18 protein-coding genes are annotated in these 25133 nt (G+C 69.7%); 12 read left to right on the top strand and 6 right to left on the bottom strand.

The features are described 5' to 3' along the window. Position 1 precedes the first annotated feature (1 nt). From frr to ACQG07_RS01250, 8 genes are all read left to right on the top strand, one after another. Positions 2-556, top strand: a complete 555-nt coding sequence (gene frr / locus ACQG07_RS01285; protein WP_064295107.1) for a ribosome recycling factor — start codon at positions 2-4, stop codon at positions 554-556. 71 nt (positions 557-627) lie between these two features. After that, positions 628-1674 (top strand): phosphatidate cytidylyltransferase, encoded by a 1047-nt coding sequence (locus ACQG07_RS01280; protein ID WP_240043907.1) that lies wholly within the window; start codon positions 628-630, stop codon positions 1672-1674. Positions 1675-1729: 55 nt separating this feature from the next. Then, the gene (locus ACQG07_RS01275) at positions 1730-2287 is read left to right on the top strand and encodes a DivIVA domain-containing protein (RefSeq protein ID WP_426736942.1); all 558 of its coding nucleotides are present in this window, start codon (positions 1730-1732) and stop codon (positions 2285-2287) included. Between the two features lie 75 nt (positions 2288-2362). After that, complete coding sequence (locus ACQG07_RS01270; RefSeq protein ID WP_079705666.1) at positions 2363-3031, top strand: hypothetical protein; 669 nt, start codon at positions 2363-2365, stop codon at positions 3029-3031. A 50-nt stretch (positions 3032-3081) separates the two neighbouring features. After that, positions 3082-3372 (top strand): hypothetical protein, encoded by a 291-nt coding sequence (locus ACQG07_RS01265; RefSeq protein ID WP_071260877.1) that lies wholly within the window; start codon positions 3082-3084, stop codon positions 3370-3372. A 52-nt stretch (positions 3373-3424) separates the two neighbouring features. Continuing rightward, positions 3425-4168, top strand: a complete 744-nt coding sequence (locus tag ACQG07_RS01260; RefSeq protein ID WP_426736941.1) for an alpha/beta hydrolase — start codon at positions 3425-3427, stop codon at positions 4166-4168. Positions 4169-4286: 118 nt separating this feature from the next. Further along, complete coding sequence (locus ACQG07_RS01255) at positions 4287-6149, top strand: hypothetical protein (RefSeq protein WP_138946842.1); 1863 nt, start codon at positions 4287-4289, stop codon at positions 6147-6149. Then, on the top strand, positions 6146-7126 hold the full coding sequence (locus ACQG07_RS01250) for a tetratricopeptide repeat protein (protein WP_274499764.1): 981 nt from the start codon (positions 6146-6148) through the stop codon (positions 7124-7126). The genes ACQG07_RS01255 and ACQG07_RS01250 overlap by 4 nt, the downstream gene beginning before the upstream one ends. Positions 7127-7204: 78 nt before the next feature. Here the strand turns inward: ACQG07_RS01250 and glgB are convergent, their stop codons facing one another. Together glgB and ACQG07_RS01240 are read right to left on the bottom strand one after the other, a co-directional pair. Then, positions 7205-9427 carry a 1,4-alpha-glucan branching protein GlgB gene (glgB, locus tag ACQG07_RS01245; protein ID WP_426737334.1) on the bottom strand — a complete coding sequence of 741 codons (2223 nt, stop codon included), beginning with the start codon at positions 9425-9427 and terminating at the stop codon, positions 7205-7207. Between the two features lie 65 nt (positions 9428-9492). Further along, positions 9493-11547 carry a maltotransferase domain-containing protein gene (locus tag ACQG07_RS01240; RefSeq protein WP_426736939.1) on the bottom strand — a complete coding sequence of 685 codons (2055 nt, stop codon included), beginning with the start codon at positions 11545-11547 and terminating at the stop codon, positions 9493-9495. A 172-nt stretch (positions 11548-11719) separates the two neighbouring features. On the opposite strand from ACQG07_RS01240, the gene glgP reads away from it, so the two are divergent. Beyond that, positions 11720-14293 (top strand): alpha-glucan family phosphorylase, encoded by a 2574-nt coding sequence (gene glgP / locus ACQG07_RS01235; protein WP_426736938.1) that lies wholly within the window; start codon positions 11720-11722, stop codon positions 14291-14293. Positions 14294-14350: 57 nt separating this feature from the next. Here glgP and ybaK read toward each other — a convergent pair whose 3' ends face one another. Both ybaK and glgX read right to left on the bottom strand, forming a co-directional pair. Further along, the gene (gene ybaK / locus ACQG07_RS01230; protein WP_426736937.1) at positions 14351-14842 is read right to left on the bottom strand and encodes a Cys-tRNA(Pro) deacylase; all 492 of its coding nucleotides are present in this window, start codon (positions 14840-14842) and stop codon (positions 14351-14353) included. A gap of 2 nt (positions 14843-14844) precedes the next feature. After that, the gene (gene glgX / locus ACQG07_RS01225; protein WP_274499767.1) at positions 14845-16887 is read right to left on the bottom strand and encodes a glycogen debranching protein GlgX; all 2043 of its coding nucleotides are present in this window, start codon (positions 16885-16887) and stop codon (positions 14845-14847) included. A 68-nt stretch (positions 16888-16955) separates the two neighbouring features. Here glgX and ACQG07_RS01220 point away from each other — a divergent pair, with 68 nt between their 5' ends. Further along, the gene (locus tag ACQG07_RS01220; RefSeq protein ID WP_426736936.1) at positions 16956-18179 is read left to right on the top strand and encodes a cysteine desulfurase family protein; all 1224 of its coding nucleotides are present in this window, start codon (positions 16956-16958) and stop codon (positions 18177-18179) included. A 60-nt stretch (positions 18180-18239) separates the two neighbouring features. After that, positions 18240-19358, top strand: a complete 1119-nt coding sequence (gene mnmA / locus ACQG07_RS01215) for a tRNA 2-thiouridine(34) synthase MnmA (RefSeq protein WP_229938575.1) — start codon at positions 18240-18242, stop codon at positions 19356-19358. 63 nt (positions 19359-19421) lie between these two features. Here mnmA and ACQG07_RS01210 read toward each other — a convergent pair whose 3' ends face one another. Next, a complete protein-coding gene (locus tag ACQG07_RS01210; RefSeq protein ID WP_079705678.1) occupies positions 19422-20900 on the bottom strand; it encodes a sugar porter family MFS transporter in 1479 nt (492 codons plus the stop codon). A gap of 151 nt (positions 20901-21051) precedes the next feature. Between ACQG07_RS01210 and ligA the strand changes: the two genes are divergently transcribed. Further along, a complete protein-coding gene (ligA, locus tag ACQG07_RS01205) occupies positions 21052-23379 on the top strand; it encodes an NAD-dependent DNA ligase LigA (RefSeq protein WP_274499771.1) in 2328 nt (775 codons plus the stop codon). 2 nt (positions 23380-23381) lie between these two features. Here ligA and ACQG07_RS01200 read toward each other — a convergent pair whose 3' ends face one another. Further along, positions 23382-25103 carry a long-chain-fatty-acid--CoA ligase gene (locus ACQG07_RS01200; RefSeq protein WP_426736935.1) on the bottom strand — a complete coding sequence of 574 codons (1722 nt, stop codon included), beginning with the start codon at positions 25101-25103 and terminating at the stop codon, positions 23382-23384. Positions 25104-25133: the final 30 nt, after the last annotated feature.

Genomic DNA, 25133 nt, shown 5'->3' with positions numbered 1-25133 from the left:
CGTGATCGCGGATGTCCTCTCGGATGTTGGTACCCGGATGTCGAAGGCCGTCGAGGCCGCGAAGGATGACTTCGCCACGGTGCGTACGGGTCGCGCCAACCCCCAGCTGTTCCAGAAGGTCCTGGTGAGCTACTACGGCACGCCGACGCCGCTGGCGCAACTCGCCTCCCTGCAGAACCAGGAAGCTCGCACGATCGTCGTGACGCCCTACGACAAGTCCGCACTGCGCGACATCGAGCAGGCGATCCGCGACATCCCGAACCTCGGCGCCAACCCGACGAACGACGGCACCGTCATCCGGGTCACCATGCCCGAACTGACCGCCGAGCGTCGCAAGGAATACGTCAAGATCGTCCGCGGCAAGGGTGAAGACGCGAAGGTGTCCATCCGCAACATCCGTCGCAAGGGCAAGGACGACCTCGAGGCGCTCAAGAGCGAGGTCGGCGATGACGACGTCGCACGCGGCGAGAAGGAGCTCGAGGCCGTCACGAAGTCGCACATCGACGCCGTCGACGCCGCGCTGAAGGCCAAGGAGACCGAGCTGCTCTCCATCTGAGCCGCTGTCCCACCGCTGATTCCGTTCGCCGACCGGTCCCTCGACCGACGGCAGGCCCGCTGGAGGTACCTGTGGAAGACGATGTCGCTCCCGGGCGATCGAGCGATCCGTCGAAGCCCGAACCCGGCCGGTCCGGCAAGTCGGGTTCGCAGGAATTGCGTTCCCAGCTGAAGGACCGCCGCGCGAAGTTCGAGCGGCAGGTCGACGCCAAACGTGCCGACATCGAACGGCAGGTCCAGGCGACGAAGGCGCAGTTCGACGCGACGAACGAACGCATCGAGGCGCGGGTCGGCCGCAACCTCGTGAACGCCATCCTCATCGGGGTGGCCGCAGGCGGCATCATGCTCGTGAGCCTGATCATCTTCAAAGTTATCTTCGTCGTCCTGGCCTCGGCCGTGGTGGCCTTCGCCACGCTGGAGCTGCGGAAGGCCCTCGAGCAGACCGGGCGCCGGGTGCCGGCGATCCCGACCGTCATCTCGGCCGTCGCGATGCAGCCGGCGGCGTTCTTCCTCCACGACGTCTGGCGTTGGTCCGTCGTCCTGCTCGGCATCCTGCTCGTCATCGTCTGGCGCGTGGCCGAGCAGGCCATCGCTTCGAAACGGACCGACCTTCCCACGCTCGTCCGCGACCTCGCGTCCGGGACGTTCATCCAGGTCTACGTCCCGTTCCTCGCCTCCTTCGCCGTGTTCCTCGTCGCCCAGCCCGAGGGCGAATGGTGGACGCTGGCGTTCCTGATCCTCGTCATCTGCGTCGACGTCGGCGCTTATGTGAGCGGCCTGTCGTTCGGCAAGCACAAGATGGCGCCGGTGATCAGCCCGAACAAGACCTGGGAGGGCTTCGCCGGGGCGGGGGTCGTCTCGGTCGTGGCCGGCGTGCTGCTCGCGATCCTCATGCTCGGTGTTCCGTGGTGGGTCGGTGTCCTGCTCGGTCTGCTGCTCCTCGGCAGTGCCACGGTCGGCGACCTCGCGGAGTCGCTCATCAAGCGCGACATCGGCGTGAAGGACATGAGCTCGTGGCTTCCTGGGCACGGGGGATTCCTCGACCGCCTGGACTCGATCCTGCCGTCGGCGGTCGTCGCCTACGTGGTGTACCTCCTGTTCGGCGGACTCGCGGTCTGAGTCCCGGCTCGGTCCGATTTCGCCCGATCAGCCCCTCATGGGGGAGAATGGTCCGGTGAGCACGATCTTCCCCACCGCAAAACGTTCGAAGCGTGGCTACGATCCGGCCGAGGTCGACGAGTTCCTCGACCGCGCTCGCGCCGCCTACGGGCAGGACGCCGACGCCGACGCCGATGCGATCCTGAGCGCGGAGGACATCCGGCACGTGGCGTTCCGGCTCGTCCGGGGTGGCTACAGCACCGAGCACGTCGACGCGGCGCTCGAGCGACTCGAGGACGCCTTCTCGCTCCGCGAGCGGGAGCGGTCGGTCGAGGAGCGCGGTGCCAAGGAGTGGCTGCGCGACGCCCGCGGCACCGCGCAGGTCATCCTCAACCGGCTGACGAGGCCGGAGGGCCAGCGGTTCCAGCGCGTGAGCCTGCTCGCCCGCGGCTACAGCCGGAAGGACGTGGACGCCCTCGCGGATCGCCTCGTCGCCTACTTCCACGACGGCACGCCGCTCAACGTCGACCGCGTCCGCACGGCCGTGTTCCGCAACGAATGGGCCGGTTACCGCGAGTCCCAGGTCGACGCACTGCTCGACAGCGTCGTGGACGTCATGCTGGCGGTTCGCTGAGCGTCGGGCGACCAGGTGGCCTGATCAGGCATTCTCGGCTACCATCGATGCATCGTGCCTCAAGACTCAACTGACGTGACCCCGTGGAAACCATCAGCCCAGCCGAACACCGGTAAGGCTGTTCAGCCCTACCGTCGGCCGCGCTCTCGCGGCAAGAAGGTCCTCGGGATCTTCGCGGCGACGGCTGCGTTCGGCTTCGTCGCCGTGACGATGGTCGACCCGACCTCGAGCGTCGTGGCGTCCTCCTATGCGGAGAAGCAGGCGCAGTTCGGTGGCAACGCCGCGCAGTCCGTCGTCGCAAGCTCGAACTACCAGTACACCTTCGCCCGCGACAGCTACGAGGTCGTCGCTCCGCCCCCGCCGCCTCCCGTGGCGACTCCGGCCGCGACCGGCGGCGGTTCCTCGTCCACGGGCAGCGCTCCCGCGGCAGGTACGCCCGACCCGGGTACGGCTCAGGCCATCGCCTACGACATGGTCATGGCCAACGGCTGGGGCGAGGGCGAGTACAGCTGCCTCGTCTCCCTCTGGAACCGCGAGTCGGGTTGGAACGTGTACGCCTACAACGCCAGCTCCGGCGCTACGGGTATCCCGCAGGCGCTCCCGGGCTCAAAGATGGCCTCGGCCGGAGCCGACTGGGCGACCAACCCCGCGACGCAGATCACCTGGGGTCTCGGATACATCACGAGTCGGTACAGCACGCCGTGTGGCGCGTGGGCCCACTCGGAGTCCAACGGCTGGTACTGACCGGAACCGCCTCCCGACACGGTCGTGGAGGCTGAGCCTAGACTTGACCCATGCCCCGACACCACCGCCATCGGCCACGGCCCGGCGACGACGAGGGTAACGGTCTCGAACGGCTGATGGCGGGGTGGAAACGCACCGAGGACCATCGAGACGGATCCTGGTTCGTCCAGCCCGTCAGCGGTTCCAGTGCGCAGAAGACCTATGTGTGTCCGGGATGCGGACAGTCCATACCGCCCGGCACCGCCCATGTGGTGACGTGGCGCGCTGACGGGGTCCTGGGCGACCAGGCCGACATCGCTGCCCGGCGGCACTGGCACTCGCACTGCTGGCGGATCCGGTGAACACACGCACGCCGCGAAACGACCCGACCACACTGCCCCGGAGGACTGACTCATGACCGACACCATCGAGATCCGTGGTGGCGCCGAGCTCCCCGCCGTCCGCGAGGAGATCGAGCTGCACACGGCCGACGGCCTGACCCTGGTCGGCGAGCTCGCGGTGCCGGCCGACGGCGAGATCGTCGCGACCCTGGTGACGCTCCACCCGCTGCCGACCGCCGGCGGGTTCATGGACTCCCATGTGCTCCGGAAGGCCGCGGCGCGCTTGCCTGCGCTCGCGGGGATCGCCGTGCTCCGCTTCAACACCCGCGGCACCTCGTCTCCTCGAGGGACGAGCGACGGCGCGTTCGGCGGCGGCATCGGCGAGCGGGCCGATGTCGAGGCCGCGCTGGCGTTCGTGGTCGAGCGCGGGCTTCCGCATCCGTGGATCGTCGGGTGGTCGTTCGGGACCGAGCTGGCCTTGAAGTACGGTCGCGACCCGGCCGTCGACGGCGTGATCCTCCTTTCTCCGCCGCTGCACCGCACGACGGAGGACGAGCTCCGGGCCTGGGCCGGCGACGATCGGCCGATGGTCGTCCTCGTGCCTGAGTTCGACGACTACCTCCGACCCGCGGAAGCGGCGGAACGGTTCGGCGTCCTCCCCGGGGCCACCCTCGTCCCGGTGGACGGTGCCAAGCACCTGTGGGTGGGGGAGAGCCAGACCCGACGCGTGCTCACCGAGATCGTCGCTGCAGTGCGTCCCGAGGCGCTGCCGCTCCCGACGCACTGGCCGGCCCCCGGCCTCTCAGCGGCCGTCTAGCCGCCTCCCAGTCATTTCCGATAGCCTGAACCACCTGCGTCTCCTGCCGGCCCGACCCGCCGGATCCCGTCGGACGCAGGATCACCCGCGTCGCTCCGACGCCAGAGGAGAGTAATCCGTGCGTTTCGTTCTCGCCATCGCCGCGTTCGTCGTGGCAGCCGTCATGATCGTGACGGGAATCGCGCAACGGACCGTGTTCCTCTCGCCCGGCACCTTCAGCCTGTCCACGACGGTCGACAGCGGTGATCGGTTCATCGTCATCCCCGGGAGCGTGCTGCAGTCGCAGCCGGGAGCACAGTCCATCGTGGCGGGCGCGGGCGGCGACACCCAGGTGTTCATGAGCTACGGGCGCTCCGACGACATCACGGCCTGGCTCGGCGACGAGCCCTACAGCCGCGTCGGCGTCAACAGTGCCGGCACCGCCCTGACGACCACCACCGTCACCGCCGAGGCGGACGCGACCGACGACGGGGCGACCCCGAGTCCGGAGCCGTCGGCGACGCCGGCCCCCGAAGCCACCGACGACACCACCACCTCTGAGAAGGGCCCGGACCCGCGCGGATCCGACCTCTGGCTCGGCGAGTACGACGAGGCGGGCGCGGTCATCGCGACGATGAACCTGCCGAAGGACATCGACGTGCTCATCGCGACCGACGGTACGGCCGCCGCTCCGGATTCCCTCCGCCTCTCCTGGCCACTCGACAACGCCACCCCATGGGCCGGCCCGCTGATCGCCGGTGGCATCCTCGTGCTCCTCGCCGGCATCGTGCTCTACCTCTCGGGGATCCAGCGCATGCGTCGCTCGCGAGGCCCGCGTCGCAAGGGTCCGGGACAAGGACAGAAGGGCATCACCAAGATGTCGAGACAACCGAAGCCGCGCCGCCCCCGTGAACTCGGAGCCGGCAAGACGAAGCGCTCCCCGCTCCGCCGCTCCCTCGTCGTGGGCGTGCCGCTCGTCCTCATCGGCACGCTCGGCCTGAGCGGTTGCTCCCAGGACTACTGGCCGACCATCGGAGCGCCGTCACCGACGCCCACCGTCACCGCGACGGACCTGCCGGCCGACAGCCAGGACCAGGACTTCGCGGCGCCCGTCGTCACCGTGCCACAGGTCGAACGGATCGTGTCGCGGATCTCGACGGCGGCGTCCGAGGCCGATGCTGCGCTCGACGGCACCGCTGCGGCCGTCCGGTTCTCCGGGCCGGCACTCGAGGAGCGCACCGCGAACTACGCCCTCCGCTCGAAGGTGGCCGACGCCGCCGGAGCGACCCCCATCCCCGCCTCGCCCGTCACGCTCACCCTGCCTCAGGCGACGGACGCCTGGCCACGGACGGTCATGACCGCGATCCAGGACAAGGCCGACGAGACGGTGTCGCCGACGGTCCTCGTGATGACCCAGCAGGACCCGCGGTCGAACTACCAGGTCGTCTACGCGGAGAAGCTCCTCGAGGGCGCCCGACTCGAGAACGTCGCGCCCGCGACCATCGGTGCCGCGAGCGTCCCGCCGGACTCGAAGCTGCTCGTCATGCCGCCGGAGGAGATCGCCGCGGCCTACGCCGACATCATCACGAACGGCGACGCGAGCACCTTCGCCGGCTTGTTCAACGCCGATGGCGACGTCTTCCGCACGCAGGTCGCCGCGGACCGCGCGACGAAGGCCGCCAACCTGCCGACGACGGCGAGCATCGCCTTCTCGGCGGCCGCCGGTACCGGCCCGAACGTCGCGCTGGCGACCAACGACTCCGGCGCGATCGTCGCCGTCAACGTGCAGGAGGGCGAGGTGGTCTCCGTCGTCACAGCCGGTGCTACCGTGAAACCTTCGGGTGCGGTCGCCGCGCTCTCCGGGATCACCGAGAGCGCGAAGGGGACGCAGGCCACCTACGGCGACCAGCTCCTGTTCTACGTGCCAGCCGTCAACTCCGGAGAGAAGATCACCTTGCTCGGATTCACCCAGACCCTCATCGCCGCATCGGAGCTCCCGTGAGTGCCGCGGAGCCGAGCGCGGCACACCTGCGCGGCGCCGTCGACCTCTCCGGCCTCGCGCGTCGCCACCAGACGCCGCCCGCCGGCGCGCCGACGCAAGCAGGCGCGCCTGCAGAAGCGCCCGGCGCGACGACCGACCAGACCGTCCAGGTCCCGTCCCTCGTCTTCGACGCGACGGACGACGGGTTCGGACAGGTCGTCGAGCTGTCCTCCGTGGTCCCCGTCGTCATCGACCTCTGGGCCGAATGGTGCGGACCGTGCAAGCAGCTCTCGCCGGTGCTCGAGCGCCTCGCCGCGGAATACGCCGGTCGCTTCGTGCTCGCCAAGGTGGACGTCGACGCGAACCCGCAGCTCTCCCAGGCCTTCCAGGCGCAGTCGATCCCCATGGTCGTCGCCGTTGTGGGCGGACGCCCGGTGCCGATGTTCAACGGCGCGATCCCGGAGTCGCAGGTCCGTGACGTGATCGAGCAGTTGCTGCAGCTGGCCGAGCAGAACGGGGTCTCCGGTCGGGCCGTCGTCGCCGATGGCGACGCTGCAGCCCCCGCCGAGCCCGTGGAAGAGCCGCTGCCGCCCCTCCACGCCGAGGCGTACGAGGCCATCGAGCGCGCCGACTACCCGACGGCCATCGCCGCGTATGAGAAGGCCATCGCGCAGAACCCGAAGGACGACATGGCTGTGGCCGGCCTCGCCCAGGTCCGTCTGCTGCACCGCCTCACGGGGAAGACCCTCGATGAGATCCGCGGACAAGCGGCCGCCGCTCCCGACGACCTCGACGCCCAGCTGACCGTCGCCGACCTCGACCTCTCCGGAGGACACCTCGAGGACGCCTTCGACCGGCTGCTGACGCTGTTCCCCGACCTCGACCAGTCGGGCAAGGACACCGTCCGGACGCGCCTGCTCGAGCTGTTCCAGGTCGCCGGCGTCACCGATCCGCGCGTCATGAAGGCCAGGGCCCGGTTGACCGGCCTCCTCTACTGACCGACCGCTGCACGACGAAGGCCCGCCTCCCTCAGGAAGCGGGCCTTCGTCATGCATCCGGGTGCTGCGGAAGCCTGGTCAGCCGACGTGCTTGAGCCAGATCATGCCGAGCGGAGGGAGCGTGAGCTCGGCGGAAGCCGGGCGTCCCGCCCACGGTGACGCCGACGCCTCGATCGATCCGTAGTTGCCCACGCCGGATCCGCCGTACTCCACGGCGTCGGTGTTGAGCAGTTCCTCCCACCGACCCGCGCGAGGCAGACCGACCCGGTACGGGCCGACGGGGGCGCCGGAGAAGTTGACGAGCGCGGCGATCACGTTGCCGTCGTCGTCCCAGCGCAGGAAGGAGAGCACGCTGTTCTGCGCGTCCCCGGCGTCGAGCCATTCGAAGCCGGCGGCGTCGTGGTCGAGGGCCCAGAGAGCCGGGTGCTCCGTGTACACGGCGTTGAGTCGGGACACGAGGCCGAGCAGTGCCCGGTGGCTCGGCTGGTCCAGGATCCACCAGTCCAGACCGCGTTCCTCCGACCATTCGGAGGGCTGACCGAACTCCTGGCCCATGAAGAGCAACTGCTTGCCGGGGTGGGCCCACATGAAGGCGAGGTAGGCCCGCATGTTCGCGAGTTGCTGCCAGTGGTCACCGGGCATCTTCGCGAGAAGGGACCCCTTGCCGTGGACGACCTCGTCGTGGCTGATCGGCAGGAGGAAGCTCTCGCTGAAGGCGTAGACCATCGAGAAGGTGATCTCGCCGTGGTGGTGTGACCGGTAGAGCGGGTCGTGCTCGATGTACTGGAGCGAATCGTGCATCCAGCCCATGTTCCACTTCAGGCCGAACCCGAGTCCGCCCTCGCTCGTCGGCGCGGTGACGCCGGGCCAACTCGTCGACTCCTCGGCGATCATCACGATGCCGGGGTTCCGTCGATAGGCAGTCGCGTTCGCCTCCTGGAGGAGACTGATCGCTTCGAGGTTCTCGCGCCCGCCATGGACGTTCGGCAGCCACTCGCCGTCCTTCCGCGAGTAGTCGAGGTACAGCATCGAGGCGACGGCGTCGACGCGCAGGCCGTCGACGTGGAACTCCTCGAGCCAGTAGAGGGCGTTGGCCACCAGGAAGTTCTTGACCTGGGGCTGCCCGAAGTCGAAGACGAGGGTGCCCCAGTCCGGCTGCTCGCCGCGTCGCGGGTCGGGGTGCTCGTAGAGGGGCTGGCCGTCGAAGTTCGCGAGGGCCCACTCGTCCTTGGGGAAGTGGCCGGGCACCCAGTCCATGAGGACGCCGATCCCCGCGCCGTGGAGACGGTCGATCAGGTACTTGAGGTCGTCGCTCGAACCGAAGCGGCTGGTCGGCGCGTAGTAGCCGGTGACCTGGTAGCCCCATGAGCCGCCGAAGGGGTGCTCGGCGAGTGGCATGAACTCGACGTGCGTGTAGCCGAGCTCCGCGATGTACTCGATGAGCTGGTCCGCGAGGTCCCGGTAGCCGAGCCCGGGACGCCAGGAGCCGACGTGCAGCTCGTAGACGCTCATGGGTCCGTTGTGCGGATCGCTCGCGGCCCGCCGATCGAGCCACGCCTCGTCCGTCCAGCGGTAGTCGCTGACACCGGTCACGGATGCGGTGGCGGGGGAGCGCTCGGTGAACCGGGCCATCGGGTCGGATCGACGGACCCAGTCGCCGTGCTGGGTCAGGATCTCGAAGCGGTACAGCTCGCCGGCGCCGATGGTGGGGATGAACAGCTCCCAGACACCCGTCGCACCCATGTTGCGCATGGCGTGCGCCGTGCCGTCCCAGGAGTTGAGGTCGCCGATGACCCGGACCGCGCGCGCGTGGGGTGCCCAGACGGCGAACGCGGTGCCGGCGACCGACTCGGTGACCCCACGCAGCTCGGTGACGTGTGCGCCCAGGGCGTCCCAGAGCTGTTCGTGTCGACCCTCGCCGATGAGGTGCAGGTCGAGTTCACCGATCGACGGCGCGAACCGGTACGGGTCGTCGGCGTTCCAGATCGACCCGTCGCTGTAGCGGGCGTCGAGCGTGTAGTCGATGATGCCGTCGACGTGGAAGCCCTGCCAGATGCCGGCGCGGACGTGCGCGAGCTCGACGCGCGCACCGTTGGCGAGCACCGCCGTCACCTGATCGGCCAGCGGGCGTCTGGCGCGGACGACCACGAGGGGGTCGCTCACCCCGCCGAGGTCGACCAGGTGCTGGCCGAGGATCTCATGCGGATCGTGGTAGCGGCCCTCCGCGACGGCGTCGAGGATCCAATCCTCGACGGAGGGGAGCGGGAGCTCCCGGGGCGCGGGTGTGGCGTCGACCGGCATCGGTGCGGCTCGACGGCCGGAGCGCTTCGGTGCAGCGGCTCCGTCTGGGGTCACAGGGCTGGTCGTCATGGTCGGATCCTCACGCTCAGGATGTGCACGGGCTCGGTGAAGGCGTCGAGGCGCACGAAGTTGCTGTCGGACCAGATCCACTCGGCCCCCGTGACGAGGTCCGTGACGTCGAAGCTGCCGCCCGGGACACCACCGAACACGGTCTGGTCGAGGTGCACCATGGTCTGTCGGACCGAGTGCGGATCGAGGTTGGCGACGACGAGCAGGGTGTCGTGATCGCCGGTGCCGGTGAACCGCTGGTCGAGATGCTTGCTGAAGACGAGGATCTGGTCGTCGTCGCTCCAGTGGAAGCTGATGTTGCGCAACTGCCGGAGGGCGGGATGCGCACGCCGGATCTGGTTGAGCAGGGTGAGGTACGGCGACAGCGAGGTGCCGGCGGCTTCCGCAGCTGCCCAGTCCCGCGGACGATACTCGAACTTCTCGCTGTCGATGTTCTCCTCGGCACCGGGACGGGCGACGTTCTCGATGAGCTCGTACCCGGCGTAGACCCCCCACGTCGGCGCGGCGGTCGCAGCGATCGCCGCACGCACCTTGTACGCCGCCCGGCCACCGAACTGGAGGTACTCGGTGAGGATGTCCGGCGTGTTGACGAACAGGTTGGGCCGGAGGAAGTCCGCGGTCTCGGTCGCTGCCGCGCCGAGGAACTCCTCGAGCTCCTCCTTCGTGTTGCGCCACGTGAAGTAGGTGTAGCTCTGCTGGAACCCGACCTTCGCCAGACCCTGCAGCAGGGCCGGACGGGTGAAGGCCTCCGCGAGGAACACGACGTCGGGGTCCGTCCGGTTGACGGTCGCGAGCAACCACTCCCAGAAGTCGAGCGGCTTGGTGTGGGGGTTGTCGACGCGGAAGATGCGGACACCGAGCGAGATCCAGTGCCGGACGATGCGCAGCACCTCGGCCCGGATGCCCTCGGGGTCGTTGTCGAAGTTGACCGGGTAGATGTCCTGGTACTTCTTCGGCGGGTTCTCGGCGTACGCGATCGTGCCGTCGGGGAGGGTCGTGAACCACTCGGGGTGCTCGGTCACCCAGGGGTGGTCCGGCGACGCTTGCAGCGCGAGATCGAGGGCGACCTCCAGGCCGACCTTCTTCGCCTGGCGGACGAAGGCGACGAAGTCCTTCTCCGTGCCGAGGTCGGGATGGATCGCGTCATGACCGCCCGCGGAACCACCGATCGCCCAGGGAGAACCCGGGTCGTGCTCGCCGGGCGTGAGGGTGTTGTTCGGCCCCTTGCGGAACGTCACGCCGATGGGGTGGATGGGCGGCAGGTAGAGGACGTCGAACCCCATCGCGGCGACGGCCGGCAACCGACCGGCTGCGCTGCGGAAGGTGCCCGACGTCCAGGAGCCGTCCGGGTTCCGCTCGGCACCCTCCGACCGCGGGAAGAACTCGTACCAGGAACCGACGCCGGCCCGGGTTCGCTCGACGCGGACCACGCGCTCGTCGCTCGTGCTCGCGAGACCGGCGAACGGTCGGCGGTCGGCGATGGCCAGGAGTTCGGGGTCGTCGAGCACCGCGAACCGGGCTGCCGGCTCGGCGTCGGTGTCGCGGAGGAGCTTGGCGGCGGCGGCGAGGAAGCGGCGGTCCTTCGCCGGGCGGAGCTTGTCCGTCGCGGCGCGCTCGAGGAGTTCCGCGCCGATGAGGTACATGAGCTCGACGTCGACGCCGGCCTCGATCTTGACCCGGGCGTTGTGCTCCCAGGTCGAGAACTCGTCGGCGAAGGCGCGGACCTGGTACCGCCAGGTGCCCTCGGTCGCGAGTTGGACCTCGACCTCGAAGCGGTCCGCGCCCGGGGCGCCCGGAGCCATCCGATGCGCGACCGTCTTCCCGCGCGGATCGGTGAGCAGAAGCTCGACGCCGATGAGGTCGTGTCCCTCGCGGAACGCGGTCGCGCCGAACGGCACCACCTCGCCCGAGAACGCCTTGGCCGGCCAACGGCCACCTTCGACCGAGGGCGTCGGATCCAGGATCGGGATGCGCCCGATGCTCGGGGACAGCGTGAGCGACACCGGTACGGCGTCGTCGACGGTGGAGGACTGCGGTACTGACTTCGGCATAGTGCGTTCCATCTCCTTCGGTGCCACTGGTCCGACCGTACCGCGAAACGACCACCGATGAAGGGGCGCGCGGGGTGTCGCGCGTCATGCTAAGGCCTTGGGCGCTGCCGTGTCCCGGGTGGCCGCCCGATGAGCGTTCGGGTGCGTTCCGCGGTTGCCATAGAGTGAGCGCGTGAAGGCTATCCGCAGGTTTACCGTCCGCGCGCTCATCCCCGAGTCCCTGACCTCGCTCACCGCCCTCGCTGCGAACCTGCGGTGGTCGTGGCACGAGCCGACGCAGCGCCTGTTCGACGAGATCGCACCGGACGTCTGGCGCGAGTCCGACCACGATCCGATCAGCGGCCTCGGACTCGTGACACCGGAGCGACTGGCGGAACTCGCCGCCGATGCGGACTTCGTCGGCCGGGCCGACGCCTTGCACGCCGACCTCCGCCGGTACCTGCAGGAGCCGCGGTGGTACCAGGGCCTCCCGGACCCGAAACCACAGACGATCGCCTACTTCTCGCCCGAATTCGGAATCGCCGCGGCCCTGCCGCAGTACTCGGGCGGACTCGGCATCCTCGCCGGCGACCACCTCAAGAGCGCCTCCGACCTCGGGGTGCCGCTCGTCGGCGTGGGTCTCCTGTACCGCTCCGGATACTTCGCGCAGTCGATCACGAACGACGGCTGGCAGCAGGAGTCCTATCCCGTGCAGGACCCTGACGGACTCCCGGTCACCGTGCTCCGGGAACCGGACGGGACACCGGTCACCGTCACCCTGGCGCTCCCCGACGACCGGAGCCTGTCGGCACGGGTCTGGATCGCCGAGGTCGGTCGGGTGCCACTGCTGCTGCTCGACACGGACATCCCGGAGAACGTCGCCGACCTGCGCGGCGTGACGGACCGGTTGTACGGCGGGGGTGGCGAGCATCGACTCCTGCAGGAACTCCTCCTCGGCATCGGCGGCGTCCGAGCGATCAAGCAGTGGAGCGAGCTCACGGACCACGCGCTGCCGCAGGTCTACCACTCCAACGAAGGCCACGCCGGTTTCCTGGGGCTCGAGCGGATCAGCGACCTCGTCGGGAACGGACTCTCCTTCGACGAGGCGCTGCAGCTCGTGCGCGGCGGGACCGTCTTCACGACGCACACCCCCGTTCCAGCCGGGATCGACCGGTTCGACCGCGAGGCGATCACGCGCTACTTCAGCGGTGACCTGCTCCCGGGCGTCGCCGCACCGGACGTCCTCGCACTCGGCGACGAGACGGCGAACGGCGGCTCGGCCGACGTGTTCAACCTGGCGATCATGGGCCTGCGTCTGGCGCAGCGCGCGAACGGCGTCAGTCGGTTGCACGGCGAGGTGAGCCGGGCGATGTTCCGAGGGCTCTGGCCCGGCTTCGACGTCTCGGACGTGCCGATCACGTCGATCACGAACGGTGTCCACGCCCCGAGCTGGACGGATCCGTCGCTCGTCGACCTCGCCGTGGACCGGTGGGGGACGACCGACACGAGTCGGGCGGACTGGTCCGATCCGTCGCTCTCGGACGCCGAGCTCTGGTCGCGGAAGCACGGGATGCGGGAGCGCCTCGTCGCCGACGTGCGACGCCGGATCGCCGATGGGTATCGGACCCAGAACCCGCAAGCGGTGCTCCCGTCCTGGATCGACGAACTGCTCGACCCCGAGGTGTTGACGATCGGGTTCGCCCGGCGTGTGCCGAGCTACAAGCGGCTCACCCTCATGCTGCGCGATCCCGACCGACTGCGCGCGATCCTGCTCCACCCCGAACGGCCCGTCCAGATCGTCGTCGCGGGGAAGGCACACCCGGCGGACGACGACGGCAAGCGGCTCATCCAGCGCCTCGTGCAGTTCGCCCAGGATCCCGACCTCCGATCGCGCATCGTCTTCCTGCCGGACTACGGCATCGGGATGGCCAAGACGCTCTACCCCGGCTGTGACGTGTGGTTGAACAACCCGTTGCGTCCGCTCGAGGCCTGCGGGACGTCCGGCATGAAGGCCGCACTCAACGGAGCACTGAACCTGTCGATCCTCGACGGATGGTGGAACGAGTACGCGGACGGCGAGAACGGTTGGGTCATCCCGTCGGCGGACGGGGCGGCGGACGACGAGGAACGCGACGCCCTCGAGGCCACGGCGCTGTACGAGATCCTCGAGCACCAGCTGGTACCGCGGTTCTACGAGCGCGAGGACGACGGGCTGCCGCAGCGCTGGATGCAGATGGTGCGACACACGATCTCGACGCTGTCCGAACCGCTCAGCGCCGACCGCATGGTCCGCGAGTACACGGAGCGCATGTACCTCCCGGCGGCGGCGATGGAGCGCGAGCTGAACGCGTCCGATCAGCAGCGGGCGCGCGAGCTGGCGGCCTACAAGCAGCGGGTGCGCGAGGCCTGGCCGCAGCTGGCGGTCGCCCATGTCGAGAGCGGCGGTGTCGACGCGGTCCCGCAGGTCGGTGACGTGCTGCGGCTGCGCGCCTACGTCCAGCTTGGATCGCTGTCACCCGAGGACGTGACCGTCGAGGTGGTCTGCGGGGTACCCGGTGCCGGAGGTGAACTGCTCGACATCCGGACGCAGCCGCTCGAGCAGCAGCAGTCCCCGTCGACGAGTCGGCCGGAGCACACACTCGAGTACGCCGGGACGCTTCCCCTCGATCGGGCCGGCGGGTTCGGGTACACGGTGCGCATCGTGCCGAGACACGAGCTGCTCCTCACCCCCGCGGAACTCGGGCTCGTCGCCGTGGCGGACCAGTAGGGCGATCTCCTCCGACGCGCCGGTGCGACCCTCGGGCCGGTGCGTCGAGGGATCCGACTATCTGGCGATCCGCGCGACGACGGCGGCGACGGCCGTTCCGAGGTCGGACGGGGCGAGTTCGAGGTCGAACCCGCGCCGACCGCCCGAGACCAACACCGTCTCGTGCTCGAAGGCGCTCTCGTCGAGCACCGTCGGGAGCGTGGTGCGCTGCCCGATCGGGCTGATGCCGCCGACCACGTAGCCCGTCTTCCGCTCGGCGACGGCAGGATCCGCCATCGTCGCCCGCTTCCCGTCGAGGGCCGCCGCGAGCGCCTTGAGGTCGAGTTGGTCGGCGACCGGGACGATCGCGACGACGAGCGACCCGTCCACCTCCGCCAGCAGGGTCTTGAACACCCTGGGCGGGTCGACTCCGAGCGCCGCGGCGGCTTCGAGACCGAAGGCCGTCACCGACGGGTCGTGACGGTAGGAGCGCGGGGTGAAGGGGATGCCCAGCGAGGTCAACGTCACCGTCGCCGGGGTGACGCCTCCCTCGGCCCTGCGTTTCGCCATCGTCAGACGGCTCGGAAGAGCTGCATCGACGTCGCCGAGACCGGGACCGTCTGGCCGGGGACGAACTGCTCCTCCTCGGACGTCGGTGCATCGTCCGCGGAGTTCCAGATGCGCACGAACGCGGTCACGCCCTCGTGCTCGGGCAGGGTGACGTCGACCGGCTGCTCGACGCCGTGCACGATGAGCAGCACGCGGTCGAGCTCCTCGGACTCCGGCGTGCTGGTCGAGAAGAACTGCAGTGTCCGGTTCCGGGGACTCGTCCAGTCCTCGGTGCTCATGGTCGCGCCCGAGGCGTCGAACCAGTCCATGACGCTCGCGCCGGGCACCGTCGTCCCGGCGGCGGCGAAGTGCTCCGGTCGGAGGGCGGGGTGTTCGCGGCGCAGTTCGAGGAGCCGGCGGCTGTGCGCGAGCAACTGGTCCTGCCAGGGCTCCCTCGTCCATCCGACCCACGTCAGCTCGGAGTCGTGACAGTAGGCGTTGTTGTTGCCGCGCTGACTCCGCCCGAACTCGTCGCCCGCCGTGAGCATCGGGACACCCGCCGACAGCAGGAGCGTGCCGAGCAGGTTCCGCATCGCCTTGCGACGAGCGGCGAGGATCGCGGGGTCGTCCGTCGGGCCCTCGGCACCGTGGTTGAAGGAACGGTTGTTGTCCGTGCCGTCGCGGTTGGACTCGCCGTTCCCGACGTTGTGCTTGACGTCGTACGAGACGAGGTCGGCCAGGGTGAACCCGTCGTGGGCCGTGATGAAGTTGACGGAGGCCAGCGGACCGCGCTCAGCGGAGAAGGTGTTGCTCGATCCGGCCAGACGGGTCGCGAACCCACCGATCCCGACCGGGGCGTCCGCCCGTCTCGCGTAGTCGATGTCGGAGAGCCAGAAGTTGCGGACGCGATCCCGGTACCGGTCGTTCCACTCGTGCCAACCGGCGGGGAAGTTCCCCGTCTGCCAGCCGCCCATCCCGACGTCCCAGGGCTCGGCGATCATCTTCGCGTCGACGAGCGACGGGTCGTGGACGATCGCCTCGAGCAGGGGGTGGTCGGGCGTGAACTCGACCGCCTCGTTCCGACCGAGCGTCGCAGCGAGGTCGAACCGGAAGCCGTCGATCTGCACTTCGTCAGCCCAGTACCGCAACGAGTCGAGCACGAGCTGTTGGGGGACCGGGTGGCCGAAGTCCACGGTGTTGCCGCAGCCCGTCACGTCGATGTAGGCGCCGGTGGCGTCCTGACGGTAGTAGGTCGCGTTGTCGATGCCGCGGAAGCTCGTGCGGGGGCCGCCGGGCCCCTCCTCGGCGGTGTGGTTGTAGACGACGTCGAGGATGACCTCGAGGCCGGCCTCGTGCAGCAGCTTCACCATGCCCTTGAACTCGCGGAGGACTTCGTCCGCGCCACCCGCCTGCGCCGTCTTCGTCGCGTAGGAGGCCTGTGGACTGAAGAAGTTCAGGGTGTTGTAGCCCCAGTAGTTGACGAGGCCCTGCTTGATGAGACGCTGCTCGGAGGTGAACGCGTGCACCGGCAGCAGTTCGACGCTCGTCACCCCGAGATCGTGCAGATGCGCGATCATCGCGGGGTGGGCGAGGCCCGCGTACGTGCCCCGCAGCTCCTCCGGCACGTCGGGGTGCAGCTTGCTCAGCCCCTTGACGTGCGCCTCGTACACGACGGTCCGGTCGAGCGGGACACGGGGTTTCTGCACACCGCCCCAGTCGAACGCGTCGTCGACGACGACGGAACGCCACTGCTCGGCCGACACGCGGGCGAGCCCGCGGGCGTAGGGGTCGAGCAGCAGCAGGCTCGGGTCGAAGGCGTTGTTCGGCGAGGACGGCCCGGAGGCGCGGACCGCATAGCGTCGCCCGAGTACCAGCTCCTCGGAACTCCCACTCCAGACCCCGTCGTCGTCGCGGGTCATCTCGACCGAGTGGGTGATCCAGTTCAGATCCTTGTCGTCGAAGATCACGAGTTCGAGGGCATCCGCATGCTCGGACCACACACGGAGCTCACCACCGGACGGGCCGAGGCGGACGCCGAGATCATGGAAGGGGTCACCAGCGTTCATGGGTTCTACAGTAGTGAGTGCGGGAGTGCGCGAAGATCCGCGGACACCGCGGCGAGGGGAGGAGCGGCATGGTGGTGTACCTGGACCACGCCGCGACGACCCCGGTGCGATCCGAGGTGATCGAGGCCTACGCGTCCGCCATGGCGACCGTCGGCAACCCGGCCTCCATCCACGGCCCCGGGCAACAGGCCCGCCGCCTCCTCGAAGAGGCACGTGAGCGGGTCGCGGCGACCCTTGGGTGCGACCCCATCGAGCTCGTCTTCACCTCCGGCGGCACGGAGTCCATCAACCTCGCCCTGAAGGGTCTCTACTGGCACCGCCAGCAGGATCGACGCCGCGCCGCCGTGCTCGCACCCGCGGGGGAGCACCACGCCACGCTGGACACCGTCGAATGGCTCGAGCGCCACGAGGGTGCGTCCCCGCTCTGGATCCCGCTCGACGACCTCGGCCGGGTCTCACTCGACACGGCGGCGGAGCAGTTCGCCGACCACGGCCCGGACATCGCCGTGGCGACGACGCTCTGGGCGAACAACGAGGTCGGCACCATCCAGCCCGTCGTCCGGCTGGCGGCGCTCGCCGCAGCGGCCGAGGTGCCGTTCCACCTGGACGCGGTCTCGGCCTACGGACACCTCCCCATCGACCTCGCCGACCTTCGCGCCGCATCCGGATCGGTCGGTGCCAGTGGTCTCGTCGCGCTCAGCGTCTCCGCGCACAAGATCGGTGGTCCCGTGGGGATCGGAGCCCTGGTCGTGAGCCGCCCAGCCGTGGTGGAGCCGTTGCAGCACGGTGGCGGACAGCAGCGCGGACTCCGCTCCGGCACGCAGGACGTCGCGGCAGCCGTCGGGTTCGCCGTCGCCGCGGAGCTCATGGCGCTCGAGCGGACCGCGGAGCAGGAGCGTCTCGGCACCTTGCGCGACCGACTCGTGGCCGGCGTGCGGGCGACCGTTCCGGAGGCCGAGCTGACGGGTGATCCCAGCGAGCGACTCGCGTCGAACGCGAACTTCGTGTTCCCCGGCGCACAGGGAGACTCGATGCTCTTCCTCCTCGACCTCGCAGGGGTGGCGGTCTCGACGGGTTCCGCCTGCCAGGCCGGCGTCCCGGAACCGTCGCATGTCCTGCTCGCGATGGGACGCCCGGAGACGGAGGCCCGATCGGTCCTCCGGATCACGCTGGGCCGGACGACGACCGAGACGGACGTCGATGACTTCCTCCAGGCCCTGCCGCGCGCGTACGCACAGGCGAGTCGGGCCGGTTCCGCCGACCGCGACACGGCGCTGGGCGCTCGTCCCTGAGCAGCCGTCCCGTCACCGCTTGCGGGTGGCCGTCCAGCGGCTGGCGCGTAGACTTGCCCGGTGAAAGTTCTGGCAGCGATGAGTGGCGGAGTCGACTCCGCCGTGGCAGCGGCACGCGCCGTCGACGCAGGCCATGAGGTGGTCGGCGTCCACCTGGCGCTCAGCCGGATGCCGGGCACGCTCCGGACCGGCAGTCGCGGGTGCTGCACCATCGAGGACTCGATGGACGCCCAGCGTGCGGCGAACCTGATCGGCATCCCGTACTACGTGTGGGACTTCTCGGAGCGCTTCAAGCTCGACGTGGTGGACGACTTCATCGCCGAGTACCGCGCCGGCCGGACCCCGAACCCGTGCATGCGTTGCAACGAGAAGATCAAGTTCGCGGCGTTGCTCGAGAAGGCGCTCGACCTCGGGTTCGACGCGGTCGTGACCGGTCACTACGCCACGATCGTCACGAGCCCCGAGGGCGATCGTGAGCTGCACCGCGCGAGTGCCTGGGCCAAGGACCAGTCGTACGTCCTGGGCGTGCTCACCGCCGAACAGCTCGCGCACTCGATGTTCCCGCTCGGCGCGACACCGTCGAAGGCCGAGGTCCGAGCCGAGGCCGCGGAGCGCGGCTTCACGGTGGCGAACAAGCCCGACAGCCACGACATCTGCTTCATCCCCGACGGCGATACGAAGGGCTGGCTGGGGGAGCGGGTCGGCACCGAGACCGGCCAGGTCCTCGACCGAGACGGAGCCGTCGTCGGTTCGCACGAGGGCGCCCACGCCTTCACCGTCGGCCAGCGCAAGGGTCTGCACCTCGGCGTGCCGGCGCCGGATGGACGTCCGCGCTTCGTCCTCGAGGTGCGCCCGAAGGACAACACGGTCGTCGTCGGGCCGAAGGAGGCGCTCGCCATCGGCGAGATCGCCGGTTCGCGCTTCACCTGGGCTGGGAGGGCTCCGGAGGTCGGTGTCGCACCGATCCCGTGCGACGTCCAGATCCGTGCGCATGCCGACCCGGTTCCCGCCGCGCTGACGCTCGTCGACGGCGAGCTCGTCGTCCACCCGGAGACGCCGCTCGACGGCGTCGCTCCCGGACAGACCGCCGTGCTGTACAGCGGGACGCGCGTCCTCGGCCAGTTCACGATCGACCGCACCGTCAGTGCGGTGCCCGTCGGAGCCGCCGCCTCCGCCTGAGGACGCCGCAAAGACGGAACGCCCGACGAGCCAGCAGGCTCGTCGGGCGTTCCGCGTCGGTCGTCAGGATCGGGTCTGTGCGCCCGCCTTGGACTTCTTGGGCTTCTTGACGAAGAGGGTCTCCGCCTCCTCGAGCGTCAGGCCGTTCGTCTCAGGGATCTTCGCGAGGACGAAGACGAACGAGAGGAGCGCGAACAGCGCGTACATGCCGTAGGTCACCGGCAGGGAGAACGCGGCGAGGGCCGGGAAGCTGACCGTGATGAGGAAGTTCGCGATCCACTGCGCCATCGCCGCGACACCGAGCGCCTTCGCGCGCAGGCGGTTCGGGAAGATCTCGCCGAGGAGCACCCAGACGAGCGGTCCCCACGACGCGCCGAACGCGACGACGAACACGTTGGCGGCCACGAGGGCGATCGTGCCCCAGGGCTGGGGCAGCGAGACCTCGCCGGCGCTGTCGGTGACCGACTGCGTGAACGCGATCGCCATCGCGCCGAGCGAGACCGTCATACCGATGGAACCCGCGAGGAGGATCGGCCGTCGACCGATGCGGTCCACGAGCAGGATGGCGACGACGGTGACCGCGACGTTCGTCACCGAGGTGATGACCGAGATGAGGAGCGAGTCGGACTCCTGGAACCCGACGGCCTTCCACAGCGTCGTCGAGTAGTAGAAGATCACGTTGATGCCGACGAACTGCTGGAAGATCGACAGGATGATGCCGATCCAGACGATCGGCAGGAGCCCGAAGCGTCCGCCCCAGAGGGTCGCCTTCTTCTGCTGCTCATCGTCCTTCACCGCCTGCTCGGCGAGCTTGACGGCGCGATCCACCTCCTCCTGCGGCCAGACGGTCGCGAAGATCCGACGGGCCTCGTCCGACTTGCCCTTGCGGACGAGGAACCGGGGCGACTCGGGGAGCCGCATCGCGAGCACGCCGTAGACCACGGCCGGGAGCGCGCAGGCGATGAACATCCAGCGCCAGGCCTCGACGCCGAACCACAGCGGGTTCGAGGCGCCGCCGGCGGCGCCCGCCAGGACGGAGTCGGACAGGAGCGCGGCGAAGATGCCGAGCGTGATGGCGAGCTGCTGCAGCGAGGCGAGACGGCCGCGGATGGCGCTCGGCGCGATCTCGGCGATGTACGCCGGAGCCACGACCGAGGCGATGCCGATACCGAGCCCGCCGACGATGCGCCAGATCACGAGGTCCCAGGGGGAGAAGGCGAAGCCGGCTCCGAAGGAGGAGATGAAGAACAGGCCTGCACCGAGCAGCATCGTGAAGATGCGGCCGCGGCTGTCGGCGATCCGGCCCGCGAGGTAGGCGCCGAGCGCGCAACCGAGCAGCGCTGACGCGACCGCGAAGCCGATGAGCGCCTCACTGAGCGCGAAGTGGTCCTGCATCGCGTCGACCGCGCCGTTCACCACGGAGGAGTCGAACCCGAAGAGGAAGCCACCGACCGCGGCCGAGACGGAGATGCCGATGACGCGCGCGGTCAGCTGCTTGCTGGTAGGAGCCGCCCCCGTTCCCGGACTGCTGGACTGGGACATGGTTCCTCCGATTCCGCGCGCATGGTTCCTGCGGCACTGCGACACCCTACTCCTCGATGAGACCCGCCCCGACCCGGTTGCGCACATCTGGGAGGACGTGCCGGGTGTCAAGCGCCCGCCGGTGTCGGACGCCGCTCGTAGACTGGACGCCGTGGCGAACAGCACCGGACAGACCCTCCAGCAGGCATCGACCGAGGCCGAGGAACTCACCTCGCGCATCCTCGAGCTTCGCGACGCGTACTACGAGCGCGACGAGTCGCTCGCCTCCGACGAGGAGTACGACGCGATGCTCCGTCGGCTCGAGGAGCTCGAGCGTCTCTTCCCCGAGCTGCAGAGCCAGGACAGCCCCACCCAGACCGTCGGCGGGCGTGCCGAGACCACGCTGTTCGCCCCGGTCACCCACCTCGAGCGCATGCTCAGCCTCGACAACGTCTTCTCGATCGAGGAGTTCCTCGCCTGGGCCGCCAAGGTCGAGCGCGACGCCGGAGGGTCCGTCCAGTACCTCTGCGAACTGAAGATCGACGGCCTCGCCATCAACCTCCGGTACGAGCGCGGCCGCCTCGTGAGCGCGGCCACGCGCGGCGACGGCGTCGTCGGCGAGGACGTCACGGAGAACGTGCGGTACATCCGTTCCATCCCCGAACGCCTGACGTCGTCCGACCCCGAGGTCGAGTTCCCGGAGGTCGTCGAGGTCCGGGGCGAGATCTTCTTCCCGGTCGAGGCCTTCCGCGAACTGAACGCCAACCAGGCGGCCGCCGGTGAACGGGTCTTCGCCAACCCGCGCAACGCGGCGAGCGGTTCCCTGCGCCAGAAGGCGGAGAGCAAGAACCCGGCCCAGCTCGCACTCATGCACGACCGGCTCGGCCGACTGCAGATGCTCGTCCACGGCATCGGCGCGTGGGAACAGCCGCCCGTCGCTCGGCAGTCGCAGGTCTACGAGCTGCTGCACAGCTGGGGGCTCCCGACCTCCTCGCACTACCGGGTCCACGACGAGGCGACCGGTGCGGCGGAGTTCATCGAGTACTTCGGCGCCCACCGCGACAGCGTCGAGCACGAGATCGACGGCGTCGTCGTGAAGGTCGACGATCTCGCGCTCCACGGCGAGCTCGGCGCGACGAGTCGTGCTCCGCGATGGGCCATCGCCTACAAGTACCCGCCCGAGCAGGTGAACACGAAGCTCCTCGACATCGTCGTGAGCGTCGGGCGCACCGGTCGCGCCACCCCGTTCGCCGTCATGGAGAAGGTGCTCGTCGCCGGCAGCGAGGTGCGTCAGGCGACCCTGCACAACCAGGACGTCGTGAAGGCGAAGGGGGTGCTCATCGGCGACACCGTCGTCCTCCGGAAGGCCGGCGACGTCATCCCCGAGGTCCTCGGCCCGGTCGTCGAGCTCCGCGACGGTTCGGAGCGCGAGTTCGTCATGCCCGAGCACTGCCCCGAGTGCGGTACCACCCTCGCCCCCGCGAAGGAGGGCGACATCGACCTGCGCTGCCCGAACGCGCGAAGCTGCCCGGCGCAGGTGCGCGGACGCGTCGAGCACATCGGCTCCCGTGGCGCGCTCGACGTCGAGGCGCTCGGCGAGGTGGCGGCAGCGGCTCTCACCCAGCCGGTGGAGCCCGCGGAACCACCGCTGACGACCGAGGCCGGGCTCTTCTCGCTCACGATGGCCGACATCTTCCCGGTCACGGTGATCGTCCGCGACAACGAGACCGGGCTGCCCAAGCTCAACGAGGACGGATCCGAGAAGCGCGTCACGCCCTTCCGCCGCCGACGCGCCAAGAAGGACGGCGTGCACGACCCGGCCGCGGACGAGTTCGACGGCGACGAGTCCTCGGTGCCGTCCAAGAACGCGATCGAACTCCTCGCCAACCTCGACGGCGCGAAGACCCGCCCGCTCGCGCGGTTGCTCGTGGCACTGAACATCCGCCACGTCGGCCCGGTGGCCGCCCGGTCACTCGCGGAGTACTTCGGCTCGCTCGACGCCATCCGTGCGGCCACCCGCGACGAGCTCGCGGAGGTCGACGGCGTCGGCGGGATCATCGCCGACGCCCTCATCGCCTGGTTCGAGGTCGACTGGCATCGCGAGATCGTCGAGGAGTGGACTGCGGCGGGCGTGCAGTGGGCGACACCCGGACACCCGGGGCCTGGTGCGGCGGTCGCGGCCGGTGGTGTGCTGTCCGGTGTCACCGTCGTCGCCACCGGTTCGCTCGAGGGCTTCACCCGGGAGGGTGCGCTGGAAGCGATCGTGCAGGCGGGCGGGAAGGCTGCGTCGAGCGTCTCGAAGAAGACCGACTTCGTCGCCGCCGGCCCGGGTGCCGGGTCGAAGCTCGCGAAGGCCGAAGCACTCGGTCTGCGGATCATCGACGCAGAGCAGTTCGCCCTGCTCGTCTCCGAGGGTCCGGCGGCGCTCGGCGAGCCGGAGGCCCCGGCCGCGGATGAGGCCGAGGGTGCAGCGTCCGCCGACGAGGTGCCGACGGACTGACCTCAGCCCTGGTCGGCCTGCAGCAGCTCGTCGCGGACCTGGCGCCGCAGCACCTTGCCGATGAGCGACTTGGGGAGTTCGTCGACGACGACGACCCGCTTCGGCACCTTGTACGGGGTGAGGATCTCCCGCGCCCAGGCTCGGAGGGCATCCGGATCCACGGTGGCACCGGGAGCCGCGACGACGGCCGCGACGACCTGCTCGCCGGAGTGGGGATCGGGGAGCCCGACGACGGCGGCGTCAGCGACCGACACGTGCCCGCGGAGCACCTGCTCGACCTCGCTCGGCGACACGTTGAACCCGCCGGTGATGATGAGCTCCTTGATCCGGTCGACGACGGTCATGAACCCCTCCTCGTCGATGGACACGATGTCACCGGTGCGGAACCAACCGCCTGGGAGCAGGACGGCGGCGGTCTCCTCGGGCTTGTTGTAGTAGCCGTTGAAGACCTGCGGGCCGCGGACGAGCAACTCGCCCGCCTCGCCGGCCGGCCGGTCGGTCTCCGGGTCGTCGGGATCCACGACGCGCACCTCGGTGCTCGGCAGCGGGAGGCCGATGGTCCCGGGCTTCCGTGCGGTCGAGACCGGGTTCGCGGAGATGACCGGGGAGCACTCGGACAGCCCGTAGCCTTCGACGAGGAAGCCGCCGGACGCGGCTTCGAACGGGACGACGAGGTCGTGTGGCAGCGGCATCGCGCCAGAGATGGCGATCTCGGTGCCCTGCAGTGACACGCCCTGCTCGGTCGCCGCGGTCAGGAGACGGTCGGCGATGGGCGGGACGGCGGGCAGGAAGGTCGGCGGTCGCTTCTTCATGACCTTGAGGACGAGCGCCGGGTCGAACTTCGGGAAGAGGACGAGGCGCGAGCCCATGCTCATGGCGAACGTCAGGCAGAGCGTCAGGCCGTAGGCGTGGAACATCGGGAGCACCGCGTAGACGACGGCCTCCCCACGCTTGACCGTGGGCACCCAGGCGCGGGACTGCGCCGCGTTCGCGAGCAGGTTGCCGTGGGTGAGTGCGGCACCCTTGGGCGAGCCCGTCGTCCCGCTCGTGTACTGGATGAGTGCGAGGGCGTCGGTCGCGGGCTTCGGGTGGCTCGCGGGCAGCGGCCCCGAGGTCAGGAGCTGCTCCCACCGCACGGTGCCCGAGACCGGCGCGGTGAGCTGAGCCCGTGAGGCTCTCGCCTTCGGGATGGGCAGACGGAGAGCAGCGCGCATGTGGAGCGGCATCGCCCGGGTCACGTCGATCGTCACGAGCGAGTGCACCGCCAGGTCGGCCGGGAAGTCCTGCAGGTGCTCGGCGACCTTGTCCCAGACGATCGCGAACGTCGCGCGGTGGTCCTCGAACTGGTGGCGGAGCTCTTGGGGGGTGTAGAGCGGATTGTGCTCGATGACGACGGCGCCCAGCCTGAGGACCGCGTAGAACGCGACGATGTGCTGCGGGCAGTTCGGGAGCATGAGGGCGACGGGGTCTCCCGCCCGGACACCGAGTGCGCGCAGGCCGGCGGCGGCACGGGCGATGAGCGCCTCGAGCTCCGTGTAGGTGGTGGTCGACCCGAAGAACTCCAGCGCGACGGCGTCCGGGTAGCTCGCGGCGGAGGCTTCGACGAGATCGCCGAGGCTGCCGGTCTGCTCAGGGATGTCGTCCGGCACGTCGGCGGCGTAGCTCGCGAGCCAGGGACGCTCGTGCGGGGGATAGGGACGGCTGCTCGAGTCGTTCTGGGTCACCGTCCCACTGTAGGGGCGGAGCCCGACGGA

It is taken from the genome of Plantibacter sp. 2H11-2, assembly GCF_050031945.1.
GTDB lineage: Bacteria > Actinomycetota > Actinomycetes > Actinomycetales > Microbacteriaceae > Plantibacter > Plantibacter auratus.
This window is presented reverse-complemented; position numbering and strand designations above follow the sequence as displayed.

Bases quoted from the DNA above. Each gene is read 5' to 3' on its own strand.
- ACQG07_RS01260 (WP_426736941.1), top strand. From the start codon at position 3,425: ATGACCGACACCATCGAGATCCGTGGTGGCGCCGAGCTCCCCGCCGTC.
- ybaK (WP_426736937.1), bottom strand. From the start codon at position 14,842: ATGGCGAAACGCAGGGCCGAGGGAGGCGTCACCCCGGCGACGGTGACG.
- ACQG07_RS01265 (WP_071260877.1), top strand. From the start codon at position 3,082: ATGCCCCGACACCACCGCCATCGGCCACGGCCCGGCGACGACGAGGGT.
- ACQG07_RS01220 (WP_426736936.1), top strand. From the start codon at position 16,956: ATGGTGGTGTACCTGGACCACGCCGCGACGACCCCGGTGCGATCCGAG.
- glgX (WP_274499767.1), bottom strand. From the start codon at position 16,887: ATGAACGCTGGTGACCCCTTCCATGATCTCGGCGTCCGCCTCGGCCCG.
- glgB (WP_426737334.1), bottom strand. From the start codon at position 9,427: ATGCCGGTCGACGCCACACCCGCGCCCCGGGAGCTCCCGCTCCCCTCC.
- ACQG07_RS01240 (WP_426736939.1), bottom strand. From the start codon at position 11,547: ATGCCGAAGTCAGTACCGCAGTCCTCCACCGTCGACGACGCCGTACCG.
- ACQG07_RS01210 (WP_079705678.1), bottom strand. From the start codon at position 20,900: ATGTCCCAGTCCAGCAGTCCGGGAACGGGGGCGGCTCCTACCAGCAAG.